This window comes from Polaromonas sp. CG_9.5 (assembly GCF_035984465.1).
Taxonomy (GTDB): domain Bacteria; phylum Pseudomonadota; class Gammaproteobacteria; order Burkholderiales; family Burkholderiaceae_C; genus Polaromonas.
Genome location: NZ_JAXCHR010000001.1, coordinates 171,857 through 186,128, shown reverse-complemented (window position 1 = coordinate 186,128; position 14,272 = coordinate 171,857). Strand labels below are relative to the sequence as shown.

The 14,272-nt window shown below is 61.3% G+C and carries 19 protein-coding genes; 10 read left to right on the top strand and 9 right to left on the bottom strand.

All coding sequences use genetic code 11. From position 1 onward, the window contains the following. The 3 genes from RCH06_RS00855 to senB all read right to left on the bottom strand — a co-directional run bounded on the left by RCH06_RS00855 (position 1) and on the right by senB (position 2,950). Complete coding sequence (locus RCH06_RS00855; protein ID WP_327079537.1) at positions 1-600, bottom strand: TRAP transporter small permease subunit; 600 nt, start codon at positions 598-600, stop codon at positions 1-3. A 239-nt stretch (positions 601-839) separates the two neighbouring features. Next, on the bottom strand, positions 840-1,913 hold the full coding sequence (gene selD, locus RCH06_RS00850) for a selenide, water dikinase SelD (protein ID WP_327079536.1): 1,074 nt from the start codon (positions 1,911-1,913) through the stop codon (positions 840-842). Further along, positions 1,913-2,950 carry a selenoneine biosynthesis selenosugar synthase SenB gene (gene senB, locus RCH06_RS00845; protein WP_327079535.1) on the bottom strand — a complete coding sequence of 346 codons (1,038 nt, stop codon included), beginning with the start codon at positions 2,948-2,950 and terminating at the stop codon, positions 1,913-1,915. The genes selD and senB overlap by 1 nt, the downstream gene beginning before the upstream one ends. A gap of 37 nt (positions 2,951-2,987) precedes the next feature. Between senB and senA the strand changes: the two genes are divergently transcribed. Beyond that, entirely contained in the window at positions 2,988-4,214 is a 1,227-nt protein-coding gene (gene senA / locus RCH06_RS00840) for a selenoneine synthase SenA (protein WP_327079656.1), read from the top strand. 229 nt (positions 4,215-4,443) lie between these two features. Here the strand turns inward: senA and RCH06_RS00835 are convergent, their stop codons facing one another. The 3 genes from RCH06_RS00835 to RCH06_RS00825 all read right to left on the bottom strand — a co-directional run bounded on the left by RCH06_RS00835 (position 4,444) and on the right by RCH06_RS00825 (position 6,314). Beyond that, positions 4,444-4,719, bottom strand: coding sequence for a BrnA antitoxin family protein (locus tag RCH06_RS00835; RefSeq protein ID WP_327079534.1), 276 nt, complete (start codon positions 4,717-4,719; stop codon positions 4,444-4,446). After that, positions 4,676-4,951 (bottom strand): BrnT family toxin, encoded by a 276-nt coding sequence (locus RCH06_RS00830; protein ID WP_327079533.1) that lies wholly within the window; start codon positions 4,949-4,951, stop codon positions 4,676-4,678. The genes RCH06_RS00835 and RCH06_RS00830 overlap by 44 nt, the downstream gene beginning before the upstream one ends. A gap of 259 nt (positions 4,952-5,210) precedes the next feature. Continuing rightward, a complete protein-coding gene (locus RCH06_RS00825; protein ID WP_327079532.1) occupies positions 5,211-6,314 on the bottom strand; it encodes a substrate-binding domain-containing protein in 1,104 nt (367 codons plus the stop codon). Between the two features lie 147 nt (positions 6,315-6,461). Between RCH06_RS00825 and RCH06_RS00820 the strand changes: the two genes are divergently transcribed. From RCH06_RS00820 to RCH06_RS00780, 9 genes are all read left to right on the top strand, one after another. Then, the gene (locus tag RCH06_RS00820; protein WP_327079531.1) at positions 6,462-7,226 is read left to right on the top strand and encodes an ABC transporter permease; all 765 of its coding nucleotides are present in this window, start codon (positions 6,462-6,464) and stop codon (positions 7,224-7,226) included. Continuing rightward, complete coding sequence (locus RCH06_RS00815) at positions 7,223-7,912, top strand: ABC transporter ATP-binding protein (protein ID WP_327079530.1); 690 nt, start codon at positions 7,223-7,225, stop codon at positions 7,910-7,912. The genes RCH06_RS00820 and RCH06_RS00815 overlap by 4 nt, the downstream gene beginning before the upstream one ends. Further along, on the top strand, positions 7,909-8,736 hold the full coding sequence (locus tag RCH06_RS00810) for an extracellular solute-binding protein (protein WP_327079529.1): 828 nt from the start codon (positions 7,909-7,911) through the stop codon (positions 8,734-8,736). The genes RCH06_RS00815 and RCH06_RS00810 overlap by 4 nt, the downstream gene beginning before the upstream one ends. A gap of 47 nt (positions 8,737-8,783) precedes the next feature. Then, positions 8,784-9,533: a molybdate ABC transporter substrate-binding protein gene (locus RCH06_RS00805; protein WP_327079528.1), complete on the top strand. Its 750-nt coding sequence runs from the start codon at positions 8,784-8,786 to the stop codon at positions 9,531-9,533. 150 nt (positions 9,534-9,683) lie between these two features. Further along, on the top strand, positions 9,684-10,061 hold the full coding sequence (locus RCH06_RS00800) for a DUF2946 family protein (RefSeq protein WP_327079527.1): 378 nt from the start codon (positions 9,684-9,686) through the stop codon (positions 10,059-10,061). 171 nt (positions 10,062-10,232) lie between these two features. Continuing rightward, positions 10,233-10,418, top strand: a complete 186-nt coding sequence (locus RCH06_RS00795) for a hypothetical protein (protein ID WP_327079526.1) — start codon at positions 10,233-10,235, stop codon at positions 10,416-10,418. Positions 10,419-10,427: 9 nt separating this feature from the next. After that, entirely contained in the window at positions 10,428-10,694 is a 267-nt protein-coding gene (locus tag RCH06_RS00790) for a DUF1775 domain-containing protein (protein WP_327079525.1), read from the top strand. 64 nt (positions 10,695-10,758) lie between these two features. Then, positions 10,759-11,235, top strand: a complete 477-nt coding sequence (locus tag RCH06_RS00785) for a copper chaperone PCu(A)C (protein ID WP_327079524.1) — start codon at positions 10,759-10,761, stop codon at positions 11,233-11,235. Between the two features lie 180 nt (positions 11,236-11,415). Then, the gene (locus RCH06_RS00780; RefSeq protein ID WP_327079523.1) at positions 11,416-12,000 is read left to right on the top strand and encodes a hemerythrin domain-containing protein; all 585 of its coding nucleotides are present in this window, start codon (positions 11,416-11,418) and stop codon (positions 11,998-12,000) included. Between the two features lie 27 nt (positions 12,001-12,027). Here RCH06_RS00780 and crcB read toward each other — a convergent pair whose 3' ends face one another. From crcB to RCH06_RS00765, 3 genes are read right to left on the bottom strand one after another with little or no spacing between them, the layout of a single operon-like run. Beyond that, entirely contained in the window at positions 12,028-12,414 is a 387-nt protein-coding gene (crcB, locus tag RCH06_RS00775) for a fluoride efflux transporter CrcB (protein ID WP_327079522.1), read from the bottom strand. 4 nt (positions 12,415-12,418) lie between these two features. Then, positions 12,419-13,720, bottom strand: coding sequence for a TRAP transporter large permease (locus RCH06_RS00770; protein ID WP_327079521.1), 1,302 nt, complete (start codon positions 13,718-13,720; stop codon positions 12,419-12,421). 33 nt (positions 13,721-13,753) lie between these two features. After that, positions 13,754-14,263 (bottom strand): TRAP transporter small permease, encoded by a 510-nt coding sequence (locus RCH06_RS00765; protein WP_327079520.1) that lies wholly within the window; start codon positions 14,261-14,263, stop codon positions 13,754-13,756. Positions 14,264-14,272: the final 9 nt, after the last annotated feature.

Below are 14,272 nucleotides of genomic sequence, written 5' to 3'. Positions count from 1 at the left end.
TCAAGCGGCGCTGGATTTTGATTCGGCCAGCCGGCGAATCGATTCGGCCAGTTCTTCTTCGGCGGTTTTTGCAACCGGTTTGAGCGTCGGGTCCTCAATCAGCCCCTGCAAGAAAGCGAAGCGCTTGATCAGCTCGGACCAGCCCTGCAACATCAGCAGCGTAAAACCCAGCGGAATCATGGCGTAGACCGGCCAGCGGATCAGGCCGCCGGCATTTTGTGACATTTCTCCGGACTCAAAGCCCTGCAGGAAAAAGGGAATGCCGTACCAGAGAATCGCCACGCAAATGGGCGTCAGGAAGAACGTAAAACCGATGATGTCCACCCACATCTGCCCACGTTTGGAGAGGTGGCTGGACACCACGTCGATCCTGACGTGTTCATTGTTCAGCAGCGTGTAGCCCGCAGCCAGCAAGAACGAGGCGGCAAAAAAATACCATTGCACTTCCAGATAAGCATTCGAGCTCATGTTGAAGAGCTTGCGAATGACAGCGTTGACGCCGCTGACGACGGTGGCGGCAAGGATCAGCCAGATCGAATATTTGCCTACCTGCGTGTTCAGCCAGTCGACTGCCTTTGAGAACTTGAGTAATGCGTGCAATTTTTGTCTCCGGGATAAAGGACATGCGCAAAAAATAATCCGCAGGACAGGATTGCGTCCGACGGATCAAGCTTTGCGTGAGTGGGGATTGTAAGAACAACTATAAAAGCCGCTGGCTTTTGCCATCACGGTATATTCCCGCAAAAAATAAAACAGCCCCGCACGGGCAAAGTCTGCATGTCCGCGCTCCGGGTGGCCAAGCTCGCGGGCTGGCTCGCATCAGCGTTTTGGCAAGCGCCCTAGCAAACCTCGACGCCGCTGCCCTCGATCATCGTGCCCATCTGACGCGCGCCTTCAAAGCCGTGGCGCTTAAAACATTCCAGCACCGCATCAGCGGCTTCGGGTGCGCAGGCGACCAGCAGGCCGCCGCTGGTCTGTGGGTCACTCAACAGGGCTTTTCGGGCTGCGCTGATGTTGTCTGGCAGTGAAACTTCTGCGCTGTAGCCGTCCCAGTTGCGGCCTGACGCGCCGGTGACCATGCCTTGCTCCGCAAGTTCAAGCACGCCGGGCAGCAGCGGAATCTGGTCCAGCTGAATCTGCATTTTCAGGTTCGCGCCGCGCGCCAGTTCCAGTCCGTGGCCGAGCAGGCCAAAGCCGGTCACGTCGGTCAGGGCATGCACTGCCTCCATCTTTGACAACTCAATGCCCGGCTTGTTCAACTGTGTGGTGACGGCGATCATCTGCGCGTAGCCTTCGGCGCTCAGCGCTTCTTTTTTCAGCGCCGCCGACAAGATGCCGACGCCCAGCGGCTTGCCCAGAATCAGCACGTCGCCCAGCTTGGCCCCCGAGTTCTTCTTGACGCGCGAAGGGTGAATCAGCCCCATCACCACCAGGCCGTAAATCGGCTCGACCGAGTCAATCGTGTGGCCGCCGGCAATCGGAATGCCGGCATCGCGGCACACATCCTGGCCGCCGCGCAAGATGGCGCCGATGGTTTCCAGTGGCAGGACGTTGATCGGCATGCCGACGATACCCAGCGCCATGATGGGCGTGCCGCCCATGGCGTACACGTCGCTGATGGCGTTGGTCGCGGCAATGCGGCCAAAGTCATACGGGTCGTCAACGATGGGCATGAAGAAGTCGGTGGTGGCAATCAGGGCCTGCTCGTCATTGAGCTTATAAACCGCTGCATCGTCGGCGGTTTCAATGCCCACCAGCAGTTCGGGCGGCAGGTTCAGGCCCGGCATGTTGCTGGAATTTTTCAGGATTTCGCTCAGGACGCCGGGTGCAATCTTGCAGCCGCAGCCGCCACCATGCGACAGGCTGGTCAGGCGGGGCGTGGCGGGAATTTTCAGGGTGTCGGATGTGGTCATCAGGATGCTTTCAAAGGCAGAAAAGACAGGGAAGGCCGGTTGCGCAGGCTATCAGGACTGTCAAGGCCGCCTAGCGCAGAAGCCAGCAAGTTTATGACAAGGCGCTTTTCTTCATGCGGTGAAAACAGGCCGGCCCGCGCGTTGCACTGGCTTTGCAGCAGCGCCAAGAAATCCGGTTCCGCCGCACAGCGCCGCACCAGCGCCGCCAGTTGCGCGTCATCGCCGGGTGAAAAGTAGCCCGAATAGGTTTCGCCCAGCATGCCGATGTTGCCGCTGATGCGCGACGCCAGCACCGGCGTTCCCGACTGCACGGCTTCCAGAATGACATGCGCGCCGCCTTCCATCAGCGAGCAGTTCACCAGAACGTGCGCGCGCTTGATGCGCTGGCGGGTGGTCGCACGGCTCAAGCCGCCAAGCCAGCGGTAGCGCGCGGTGTGTTGTTCTGTGGCGCGGGCAGCGTCGGCAAAATGCGGTTCCAGCGCCATGCCGATTTGCGCAAAATAAATGCCTGCGTCAAAGTCGCGGGTGGCTGCCCGCATGAAGGTCAGCGGGTCTTTTTCGTCCCGCAAGTGGCCGACCATGAGCGCGCCAAAGCGGCGCGTGGATTTTTCGGCAGGCTTCAACGCCGGGGCCGACTGGTAAATCACCTGTGCTTTGCCGCGAAATGCTTCGGGCAGCGCCGCCAGTCCGGCATCCTGCAGCACCACCAGATGCGTCGCCAGCGCCAGCGACTGCTGCGCTTCAATATCGGTATGGATGTCGCGGTACAGGTCGGTGCCGGTGAGCACCACAATCAGCGGTTTGCCCGGACAGGCTTCGGCCCAAGCCCGGATTGAAGCTGCCGAACGAAGGGCGTGCAGCGCCACCATCGCTTGCGGTGTGCGCTGCAACGACGGCGACGGCCAATGCGGCAACAGCGCAATGTCACAATGATTCGACAAGAAATTTGCCCAGCGGTGCGCGGTGTGCCAGTTGCCGTTGTTGGATTCGGCCATCGCCGGGCTTACCAGGACCACTGTTTTGGCTTTAGATTCCATACCCAATACATCACCCGAGTTGATCGATTCACCCCTCATGCGCAAGGCGGGGCGGGAACTCCTGTCGCTTGCGCTGATGGACGCGCGCAATCATACGCTGCACCTTTTTGGGCAGTACCAGAATGCGCTGGAGAAAACTGGTTTTGCCGTGCCGCTGCTTGCCACGCTCAACCCGCCGCTGTGGGAACTGGGCCATGTGGCCTGGTTTCAGGAACGCTGGATTGGCCGCAACCTGCAGCGGGCGCGGGGCCCGCGTTGCGACCCGGCGCAGGCCCGCCAGGCGTCCATTGAGCCCAACGCAGACCGTTGGTGGGATTCAGACCAGGTGCCGCATGACACGCGCTGGACGCTCGACGTGCCGGACATGGCCAATTGCCGGGCGTATCTGTTGAACACGCTGGAAAGTACGCTGGAGTTGCTTGAAAAAGCCGACAGCGACGATGACGCCTTGTACTTTTACCGCCTGTGCCTGTTTCATGAAGACATGCACGGCGAAGCACTGACCCTCATGGCGCAGACCATTGGCCTGCCCTTGGACAAGCCCTTGCAGTTAGCCTTTACGCCTCCCCCGATGGCGCTGCGCGAGCCGATGCTGATTCCGGCCACCACTTGGCAGATGGGCAGCGCTTCAAGCGCCGGTTCGGGCTTTGCGTTCGACAACGAAAAAACCGTGCATGCCATCAGCGTGCCCGAGTTTGAAATCGACGCCCAGCCCGTCACTTGGGCGCAGTACGTCGAGTTTGTCGCCGATGGCGGCTACGACCGGCAAGAACTGTGGCATCCGGACGGCTGGCAATGGCTGCAGGCGCAGGCGGCCGGCGAGGGCCGCCGGGGGCCGCGTTACGTCGAGCAAATCGGCATCGGCAGCGGCGCGGTCATCCAGACCCGGTTTGGCCAGCCCATGCGCATGCAGGGCACTCAGCCCGCCATGCACATGACCTGGTGGGAGGCCGACGCCTGGTGCCGCTGGGCCGGCCGCCGCCTGCCCGCCGAGGTGGAATGGGAAGTGGCCGCGCACACCGCGTCGCGCCGGGGTTTTCGCTGGGGCGGGGTGTGGGAGTGGATGGGCACGACGTTCAGGCCCTATCCGGGTTTTGCGCCTGATCCGTACCAGACCTATTCGCAACCCTGGTTTGACACCCACAAGGTCTTGCGCGGCGGCTCGTTCGCGACCCGTGCGCGCATGAAATATCCGAAATACCGCAATTTCTACTTGCCTGAGCGGGATGATGTGTTTTGCGGTTTCAGGTCTTGTGCGCTATGAAATAAAGAGCTGCTTGCGCACGTGTGGATTGCGCTGGAGGCTTATTTGATATAAAAATTCGGTGCTGACGTCAGCTTTGGTGATCAGCTTGCTTGCCAAAGCTGCTTGCTGTTTATCAATGTGAAATTTGCGTCGGCTGCATCGAATTTTTCAAACATGCATGAGCACCAAAAAATAGTGAAGCCGCTATTTGATGACTTGGAAAATCGCTGAACCCAGTCGGGTTATTTCAACAAACCTTGCTCAATCGTTCCGCCATCCGGGTTTGCCAGCCGGGACCGGTGGATTTCCATTGTTCGATCACGTTGACGGGCAGTCGCAACGAGATCAGCTTGCGTGGATTTGAAGACAAGGGCCGACCGCCTTTGTTGACCTTTGCGCGTGCGAGCATTTCGTCTGTAAATTCAGGCAGCTCGTCATATTCCTCAGCCTTCACCATATGCGCATCAACACGCGCCAAGTCAGACTTCAAGGAGTGGCGCGATGCGGGCTTGTTCGCGTTCATTGGCTTTCCTCATACTGAAGATGTGGCGATCCGCGCCACGCGGCGTGTAACCCAAAACAACCATTCGACCTGCCAAAAGGCCGTAGCAAACAATGCGTTTTTCGCCATAGTCTTTGCGTGTGTCTTCAACTTCCAGGGTGACACCGGCAAAAACCAGCTCGGCGTCGCCGAAGTGCAGCCCCCGTTCAGCCAGCGTCCTTGCACACTTGACTGGATCGTAGGTGATTGCCATGTGGTTAGTGTATCTACAAAAACCATGCGAAACAAGCCATGACTTGGTATTGCACGGGTATAAATTTAATGGACGGAGAAGCCGCTCCATTGCATTTCCGAAGTCATAAAAAGATTTTAAACAGGCTTAATTGAATCCATGACTTCTGTAAATTCAGATCATGTTCACTATCAAAAAAATAGCTGCCAGCGCCCGTCCCTAGTGCGCCAGAGCCTGATTCAATGCATAACCCGGCTAACAAAGCCCAATCCACCCACCCTCAACCCGCTTTCGCCTTCCGGTAGCTCCACCAAGGCAACAACGCGCGCAAGGACAGCACCTTGCCGCTCCCGGCTTGCTTGCCGCTGTAGCCGGGCAGTTGGTTCAGCGTGGTTTGCCATTCGTCACTTTGCAGTTCCTTGATCAGCGCCTGCACTTGCGGCGTGGGCAGTTCGGACTTCAGGCAGACGAGGTGATAGCGCTCTTGCACCAGGGGCACAAACCCCAGGCCTTTTTCGCGGGCGGCGGCTTCAATGCCGAGGCCGGCATCGGCTGCGCCGCTGGCAATGGCTTGCGCCACGGCGGTGTGCGAGGGTTCCTGGCTGTCGTAGCCTTGAATAGCGGAGGGCATCAGGCCGGCTTCGGCCAGCAGGTCGTCGAGCAATACGCGCGTTCCGGTGCCTTCGGAGCGGTTGACGTAGCGCATGCCGGGCTGCGCCAGATCGGCCAGACTTTGAATTTGCAGCGGGTTGTTTTTGGCCACGATCAGGCCTTGCTGGCGGTGCGCAAAGCCGATCAGTTTGTGCAGGCCCGGCTTGAGCAGGCTGCGGTAGGTGCGCGCCACCGCCGAATGCCGCGCCGGCTGGTCACGTACGTGAAACCCGGCCATCATGCAGCGCCCGTCGTTCAGCGCCGCCATCGCATCGACGCTGCCCATGAAGCGGATGTCCAGGTGCAGGCCGTGCGCGCTGGTCTGGTCGCGCAGCGCCGACAGCGCCGCGTCATGGCTGGCAAACAGCGTCAGCACATGGGCGTTATCGTCAAACGCGGTGGAAAAAGCGCGTTCTATGTCACCGCGCAAGGCTTCGATTTGCGGGGCCAGCCGGGCCTGCGCCTGGCGTTCGGCCCAGAGCAGCTTTTCGCCAAATTCGGTCAGGCGCGCGCGCTGGCCTTTGTCCCAGACGATCAGGCTGCGGCCCAGCGTCTGCTCCCAGTCTTTAAGCGCGCCCCAGACATGGCGGTAAGAAAAATCGAGCGCCTTGGCCGCTTTTGAAATCGAGCCCTGCTGACTGACGGCATGCAGGATGTCCATCATCGGGTTGCGGATCAGCGCGTCTTTGCCGCGTTGCGGGCTCAGGAGGTAAGAGAGTTCGACTTTGTGCATGAGATGTGCCCGGATTATCGATGCGGTCCACGGCGCGGCACGGCATGAAGCGGCCCGTTTTTCCTATGCAAACCGCTTCATAGCGACTATTACCTAGCGGCTCAGAAGCAGGGAACGCTGCGCTACAGTCTCGCCATTACCCGACCCATGAACACCTTTTCCGATAGCGCCGTTACCGCCTTTTCTCTTATTACTTCACTGGATCCGCTGTTTGCCGGCATCGTGGGCCGTTCGCTGGCGGTCAGCGCGCTGGCTTGCCTAATGGCTTGCAGCGCCGGTCTGCTGCTGGGCGCCTGGCTGGGCGTGGCGCGGTTTCGGGGTCAGGCGGTCGTGCTGGCGCTGCTCAATACCGCGCTGGCGCTGCCTTCGGTGGTGGTGGGGCTGGTGGTGTATTTGCTGCTGTCGCGCAGCGGGCCGCTGGGCTTTTTGGGCTGGCTGTTTTCATTCAAGGCGATGGTGCTGGCGCAAAGCGTGCTGGTGCTGCCGATGGTGACGGCGCTGGTGCGCCAAACGATTGACGACGCCGACCGCAGCCACGGCGAGCAGTTCCAGTCGCTGGGCGCGGGGCGCTTTGTGCGCAGCCTGCTGCTGCTGTGGGACGAGCGCTATACCTTGCTCACGGTGCTGATTGCCGCGTTTGGCCGGGCTGTTTCAGAAGTCGGCGCGGTGATGGTGGTGGGCGGCAATATTGAAGGCTTCACGCGGGTGATGACGACGTCGATTGCGCTGGAAACCAGCAAGGGCGACTTGCCGCTGGCGCTGGCGCTAGGCATGGTGCTGCTGGGCGTGGTGCTGCTGCTCAATGTGCTGCTGGCCGGCGTGCGGCGCTGGAGCGAGCGGCGTGATGACCCGCTGCATGCCGCTGAAAAAGTGCTGCTGGCCCAAACTGCCAACGGGAGCGCCGCGTCATGACGCCGATGTTCAGCCTGGAAGGCGTCAGCGTGAATTTTGGCCACGTGCAGGCCTTGCGCCGCTGCACGCTGCGCATCAGCGCCGGCGAACGGCTGGCGCTGGTGGGCGCCAATGGCAGCGGAAAAAGCACGTTGCTGCGAACGCTGCACGGACTCATTACGCCAACGGAGGGCCGCTTGCAGCACGATGCGCGGCTGCGCCAGGCGATGCTGTTCCAGCGTCCCTACATGCTGCGCGCCAGCGTGCTGCAAAACGTGGCCCTGAGCTTGTGGCTCAGGGGCGTGGCCTGGAAACCGGCCAAGGCGCAGGCGCTGCAGGCGCTGGAACGGGTCGGGCTGGCCGATCTGGCTGGCCGCCATGCCAAGGCGTTATCGGGCGGGCAGCAGCAGCGCGTAGCGCTGGCGCGAGCCTGGGCGTTCAAGCCGCAGGTGTTGTTGCTCGATGAGCCCACGTCCAGCCTGGACCCGGCCGCCAAGCGTGAGGTCGAACGGCTGATCGCCGAATTTGCGGGCGACGGCATGACGCTGATTTTCAGCAGCCACAACCTGGGCCAGGTCAAGCGCCTGGCCAGCCGTGTGCTGTATCTGGAGCAGGGCCAGCTGGTGGCCGATTTGCCGAAAAACCGGTTTTTTGACGGGCCTTTGCCCCCAGCCGCTGCCAATTTTTTAAAAGGAGAACTCGGATGAATGGTTTTTACAGGTTTTTCAAGCCTTTCAGGCTCTTTGCGCTACTCCCGATTGCGCTGGCAGCTACTGTTTCGATAGCGCAGACGCCCAGCATCGTGATGGCGTCCACGACCTCGACCGAGCAGTCGGGGCTGTTTCCGTATTTGCTGCCGGAGTTCAAGAAAGCCACCGGCATCGACGTAAAAGTGGTGGCCGTCGGCACCGGCCAGGCCATCGACATGGGCCGCCGGGGCGACGCCGATGTGCTGTTCGTTCACGACCAGGTGGCCGAAGAAAAAGTGGTGGCCGAAGGGGATGCCCTCAAGCGCTACCCGGTCATGTACAACGACTTCGTGCTGATCGGCCCGGCGTCTGATCCGGCAAAAGTCAAGGGCAAGGACATCACCGAAGCCATGAAAAAAATCAGCGCTGCCAATACCGGTTTTATTTCGCGCGGCGACAAGAGCGGCACCCATGCAGCTGAATTGCGTTACTGGAAAACGGCGGGCGTCGAGCCGACCGCTTTTGCCGGCTACAAAGCCTGCGGTTGCGGCATGGGGCCGGCGCTGAATATGGCCTCCAGCCTGGGCGCTTATGTGCTGGCCGACCGTGGTACGTGGCTGAACTTCAAAAACCGCGCGGATTTGGCGGTGCTGGTTGAGGGCGACAAGCGCTTGTTCAACCAATACGGCGTGATGGTCGTCAACCCGGCCAAGCATCCGCAGGTCAAGGCCGCAGAAGCGCAGAAGTTTGTGGACTGGGTGATTTCGCCGGTTGGCCAGAACGTCATTGCCAGCTACAAAATCGGCGGCGAGCAGTTGTTCTTTCCGAACGCCGACAAATGATGCGCCGCTGGTTAAGCATGTTGTTGCCCTTCGCCGCCTCGTTTGCCATGTCCACCGCACACGCCCAGACTTCGCCACTGCAGCTTTATGCAGCGGGTAGCTTGCGCGACGCGCTGACCGAGGTGGCGCGGCAGTTTGAAGCGCAAACCGGCCAGAAGGTGGGGCTGACTTTTGGCGCTTCGGGCCTGCTGCGTGAGCGCATTGAAAAAGGGGAGCCAGCGCAGGTGTTCGCGTCAGCGGATATGGACCATCCGCAGCGGCTGGCGCAGGCTGGCGGCTGGACGGTGCCCAGTGTGTTTGCGCTCAACCAGATGTGCGTGCTGGCGGCACCTTCCGTGACGACCAGTCCGCAAACGCTGCTGGCAACGATGCTGCGGCCCGAGATACGGGTCGGAACCTCGACGCCGAAAGCCGATCCGTCGGGCGACTATGCGTGGGCTTTGTTCCGCCGCGCCGAGGTGCTGCAGCCCGGCGCGTATGCGCTGCTGGACGCCAAGGCGCTCAAGCTGACCGGCGGCGCGGACTCGCCCCGACCGCCGCCCGGACGCAGCACCTATGCGTGGATCATGGGCGAGGGCCAGGCCGACATGTTTCTGACCTATTGCACCAATGCCGTGGCGGCCCAGCGTGAAGTGCCGCGCTTGAAAATCATCGACGTTCCGCCGGATTTGCAGGTGGCCGCGCGTTACGGTGTGGCGGCCCGGCAGGGTGATGCTGCAGCGGCGCAACTGCTGCACTACATGGTGTCGCCGCCCGCGCAGGCCGTGCTGCAGCGTTACGGCTTTGGCCAGCCTTGAGGGTTTGCGCTGTCTGGTGCGGTCATGCTCGCCAGCAGCGCCGACTCCTTGAGCTTGCGTTGATGCGTCTGCCGTAGCGAGCGATATCACGGTTTCAGCGCTGGCAGATTTCGCTGAATTGACCATCACGCCCGTCCCTATAATCGCGCCGTGCTTTACCCACCTCATTCCCGCCCGACCCTTGCCGTATGGGCACGCCTGGCCGCCTGGTTGAGTTTTCTCGCCGTGCTGTCGGCGTTGTGGGCGCCGGTGTCGGCGCTGGCGCAGGATGTGCGCAGCGGCCAGTTGAGCGGCATTTGCAGCGTGAACACCCACCTGGCCAGCGTTGCCGATGCGGGCCTGGATGATGCGCCGCCGGCGGGCGCGCATTGCAATTTGTGCGCCTCACTGGGCTGGGCGTCGCCGCCGCTGGCGGTGCTGGCGATTCCCAGCTTTCCGGGCCTGCACGTGGCCGAAGCGGATGTTCCGGCGAACCTGACCGCCGCGATACCCGGACTGCCTTTCAGTCGCGGGCCTCCCGCACTTTGAACCGATAAGCCTCTGCTGAGGCGCATTGCGTGTTGACCGTGTTTCGGCCAGCACGCCTTTTATCGTTCCGTTCAAAGCGTGGATTTCATGAGACTCATCCAGCCCAACCGACCTTTTCCTGCATTTTTTAGTTTGCCCGCGTGGTGCCGAGTCAAGGCTCACGGCAGGGAAGTGGCCCTCAATGACCCCGATGTGCAGGCCGGGGTGATGGACTTCAACGGCAGCGCAACCTGTGCCGATTCGCGCAGCAAGGAACGCAGCGATGGCGTCGCCACGCCCGGCGATACATTGAGCAAATACCCGCTTGAAGTTCGGCGTGCAAGCCAGCGCGGAATCCCACATTCCCACTCTTTATAAAAGTTGACCATGAAATTTTCATTTGCTGCAAAAACAATAGCTGCTGGTGCCCTTGGCATGCTGACCTTGCCCGCTTTTTCTCATATTTCGCTGGCGGACGAAACGGCGCTGGCCGGCAGCACGTACAAAGTAGTTTTTCAGGTTGGCCACGGTTGCCAGGGCGCGGCCACCACGGGCGTGTCGGTGCAGATTCCTGCCGGTTTTCAGGGGGTCAAGCCCTACCCGAAAGCCGGCTGGACGCTGACCACCCAATCCGCAAAACTCGCCCAACCCTGATTCCCGTTCAGCCGGAAATCATTCCGGTCTGAATTTTTTTTGAAACTTGCTTCTGGAGATTGCCATGAAACTTAAAGTATTGACCGCTTCGCTGCTGCTTGCCTGCAGCACCCTGTATGCCCAAACTGTCGAAGTCAAAGACGCCTGGGTGCGCGCCACCGTACCCGGCCAAAAAGGCACGGGTGCGTTCATGAATATCACCGCCAAAGACGGCTCCAAACTGGTCGGCGTTTCATCGCCGGTGGCGGGCGTGGCGGAAGTGCATGAAATGAAGATGGACGGCGACATCATGCGAATGCGCGCCGTGCCGGTGCTGGACCTGCCGTTGGGGCAAACGGTGCAGCTCAAGCCGGGCGGCGGCTACCACGTCATGATGATGGAGCTGAAGCAGGGCTTGCCCAAAGGCACCACCGTGCCGCTGACGCTGCGCTTTCAGGATGCGAAGGGCGTGGAAACCCGCATGGAAGTCAGCGTGCCTGTCAGCACGACCGCCCCGGGCGCAAAGGCTGCGGGAAAAGCGCCAGATCACGGCGCTCACTAGCTTTGAAAGTAAGCGCAGCAGGCCTGGATTTATCGCAGGAAAGCCTGCGCTCTGGCCGTGCCCCTGTAACGTCGTGTTGGCGCAGGCCTTCAAGCTGATGAAGACTTGACCTGTGTCATGGCCTGCAGGCCGGGTGCAAGGCATGCTGTGCGCTCGTCATAAAAACTTGAGGAGACCGCCATGAAACACCCCAGCCTGCAAATCATCCGCGACGAGCATTCGTCACTGGCCGCCATGCTCCGCTCCATGCGCATGATGGTCGAGCGTGGCCCCGGAGACAACCCGGAAAAGTTTTTCGACGTGCTGCGCGCGATGCTGTTTTATATCGATGAATTCCCCGAACGCCTGCATCACCCGAAAGAGTCTGACTTGCTGTTTCCGCATGTGGTGCGGGCCGCGCCCTCGGTGATGGCGGCGGTTCAAAAACTGGAAAGTGACCACATGAACGGTGAAAAAACCGTTCGCGAACTCCAGCATCAGCTGCTGGGCTGGGAACTGCTGGGGGAGTCGCGCCGGGCTGCTTTTGTAGACGCGTGCAAGCAGTACGTGACTTTTTACCTGGAGCACATGCGGCTCGAAGAAACCGCGATTTTGCCGGTCGCTGAAAAGGTGCTGACCGATGCCCAATGGAAAGCGCTTGATGCGGCATTTGAAAAAAACTGCGATCCGCTGACCGGCAAATATTCGCCAGACCCGGCCTATGACCGCCTGTTTACGCGCATCGTGATGCGGGCACCTGCACCCATCGGGCTGGGCGACAATTAATGCGTTAAAAGCAGCCCTGGCGCAAGCCTAGCCTGCGCGGGCTACTATGAAAAAAGTAACCGTTTTGATGCCAGCGACCGTCACCAGCAGCGTGCCCATCACGTGCAGCAAAGCGGTAAAAGCCGCCAGACCATAGCGCTCTTCCATCAGGTAGATCACGACTTCTGCCGAAAAGGTGGAAAACGTCGTCAGCCCGCCCAGAAAGCCGGTAATCAGCAACAAGCGCCAAACCGGGTCCAGATGCGGCATAGCCTGAAAAACAGCGATGGCGATGCCAATCAGGTAGCCACCCAGCAAGTTGGCCGCCAGCGTGCCCCACGGAATCACGCCGCCGGGCGACAGCCACAGCGCCAGGCCCCAGCGGGACAGCGCGCCCACCGAGGCGCCGATGCAAATCGCCAGTACCGCTGCCATGGCGTCAGTTGGCCATCTTTTGCGGCAGCCAGGTGACGATGCCCGGGAAGACATAGATCAGCGCCACCGCCGCGCACATCAGGAAAAACATCGGCATGGTGACCTTGGCAATCCAGGTCAGCTGGCGTCCGGTCATGCCCTGCAGCACGAACAGGTTGAAGCCGACCGGCGGCGTGATCTGCGCCATCTCGACCACCAGCACCACGAAAATGCCGAACCAGATCGGGTCGATGCCGGCCGCCTGCACTGTCGGCATGAGCACGCCCATGGTCAGCACGACCATCGAGATGCCGTCGAGAAAGCAACCCAGAATGATGAAGAACACCGCCAAAGCCACGATCAGCTGCGCCCGGCTCAGGCCCAGCGTGCCAATCCATTCGGCCAGGTGGCGCGGCAGGCCGACATAGCCCATCGCCAGTGTCAGGAAGGCCGCACCGGCCAGGATCAGGGCGATCATGCAGTACAGCCGGGTGGCGCCCATGAGCGCATCGCGAAACGTCGCCCAGTTCATCGAACCCTGCAGCGTGGACAGCACCAGCGAGCCCACCACGCCGACAGCGGCCGCCTCGGTGGCGGTGGCCACGCCGGAATAGATTGAGCCCAGCACGGCGGCAATCAGGAGCACCACCGGAATCAGGCTGCGCGAACTGGCGATTTTTTCCATGAAGGTGGTCTTGCCGTCGGCGGCCGGCACCTGCTCGGGATGGCGCAGTGCCCAGAAAATGATGTAGCCCGAGAACAGCGCGGCCAGCAGCAGCCCCGGAAACACGCCGGCGATGAACAGCTTGGAGATCGACACCTCGGCGGCGACGCCATAAACGATCATGATGATCGACGGCGGGATCAACAGGCCCAGCGTGCTGGCGCCGGCCAGCGTGCCGACGACCATGTGCTCGGGATAGCCGCGCCGCGTCAGTTCGGGCAGCGTCATCTTGCCGATGGTGGCGCAGGTGGCAGCGCTTGACCCCGACACGGCGGCAAAAATCGTGCAGCCGATCACGTTGGTGTGCAGCAGCCGCCCCGGCAGGCCCTGCACCCAGGGCGCCAGGCCCTTGAACATGTCCTGGCTCAGCCGGGTGCGAAACAGGATTTCGCCCATCCAGATAAAGAGGGGCAGGGCGGTCAATGTCCAGCTGGAGGACGAGCCCCAGACCGTGACCGCCATGGCGTCGCCAGCCGGGCGCGAGGAAAACAGCGTCACCGCCATCCAGGCCACGCCGGTCAGGCTCAGGCCGACCCAGACGCCGCTGCCCAGAATCAAGAGCAGGGCCGCCAGCAGGGCGGCGGTGATGGCAAGGTCGTTCATAAGAGGGCGCTTGAGGCGTAAGGGTGGATTGGTTTATTCATTGCGCAGCGCTTCAGCGCTGCTGTAAGGCACGCGCTTGCCGGTGATTTCAAGCACCAGCTCATCGACAAAGGCAATCGCCAGGATCACCGCGCCGACCGCCATGCCGAGTTGCGGAATCCACAGCGCGGTGGCGTCGCTCGACGTGGAAATGTCATGAAAGCTGTGCGACTGCCAGGCCAGGCGGCAGCAGTAATACGCAAACATGGCGGTCAGCGCGCTGGCAAAGCCCAGTGCCCACAGTTCCAGCCCTTTTTTCCAGGGCCCGGTGAGCGCCCCCAAAATCAGCGTCACGCGGATGTGTTCGCCGCGTTTGAGCGTGTGGGCCAGCGCCAGGAATCCGCTGGCCGCCATCAGGTAGCCCGCATAAGCGTCGGTGCCCGGCACATGAAAATGCAGCTGCCGGCTGACGATGGACAGCACCACCATCGCCAGCAGGCCAACCAGGAACAGCGCGGCCAGTCCAGCGGCGCCGTTGTACAGGGCATCGAGCGTTTTTCGCATCCGTCGTGC

Excerpts from the sequence above, each read along its gene's own strand:
- senB (WP_327079535.1), bottom strand. The coding sequence starts at position 2,950 with ATGGAATCTAAAGCCAAAACAGTGGTCCTGGTAAGCCCGGCGATGGCC.
- selD (WP_327079536.1), bottom strand. The coding sequence starts at position 1,913 with ATGACCACATCCGACACCCTGAAAATTCCCGCCACGCCCCGCCTGACC.
- RCH06_RS00820 (WP_327079531.1), top strand. The coding sequence starts at position 6,462 with ATGAACACCTTTTCCGATAGCGCCGTTACCGCCTTTTCTCTTATTACT.
- RCH06_RS00790 (WP_327079525.1), top strand. The coding sequence starts at position 10,428 with ATGAAATTTTCATTTGCTGCAAAAACAATAGCTGCTGGTGCCCTTGGC.
- RCH06_RS00770 (WP_327079521.1), bottom strand. The coding sequence starts at position 13,720 with ATGAACGACCTTGCCATCACCGCCGCCCTGCTGGCGGCCCTGCTCTTG.
- RCH06_RS00785 (WP_327079524.1), top strand. The coding sequence starts at position 10,759 with ATGAAACTTAAAGTATTGACCGCTTCGCTGCTGCTTGCCTGCAGCACC.
- RCH06_RS00835 (WP_327079534.1), bottom strand. The coding sequence starts at position 4,719 with ATGAACGCGAACAAGCCCGCATCGCGCCACTCCTTGAAGTCTGACTTG.
- RCH06_RS00825 (WP_327079532.1), bottom strand. The coding sequence starts at position 6,314 with ATGCACAAAGTCGAACTCTCTTACCTCCTGAGCCCGCAACGCGGCAAA.
- RCH06_RS00830 (WP_327079533.1), bottom strand. The coding sequence starts at position 4,951 with ATGGCAATCACCTACGATCCAGTCAAGTGTGCAAGGACGCTGGCTGAA.
- RCH06_RS00815 (WP_327079530.1), top strand. The coding sequence starts at position 7,223 with ATGACGCCGATGTTCAGCCTGGAAGGCGTCAGCGTGAATTTTGGCCAC.
- senA (WP_327079656.1), top strand. The coding sequence starts at position 2,988 with ATGCGCAAGGCGGGGCGGGAACTCCTGTCGCTTGCGCTGATGGACGCG.
- crcB (WP_327079522.1), bottom strand. The coding sequence starts at position 12,414 with ATGGCAGCGGTACTGGCGATTTGCATCGGCGCCTCGGTGGGCGCGCTG.
- RCH06_RS00780 (WP_327079523.1), top strand. The coding sequence starts at position 11,416 with ATGAAACACCCCAGCCTGCAAATCATCCGCGACGAGCATTCGTCACTG.
- RCH06_RS00805 (WP_327079528.1), top strand. The coding sequence starts at position 8,784 with ATGTCCACCGCACACGCCCAGACTTCGCCACTGCAGCTTTATGCAGCG.
- RCH06_RS00765 (WP_327079520.1), bottom strand. The coding sequence starts at position 14,263 with ATGCGAAAAACGCTCGATGCCCTGTACAACGGCGCCGCTGGACTGGCC.
- RCH06_RS00810 (WP_327079529.1), top strand. The coding sequence starts at position 7,909 with ATGAATGGTTTTTACAGGTTTTTCAAGCCTTTCAGGCTCTTTGCGCTA.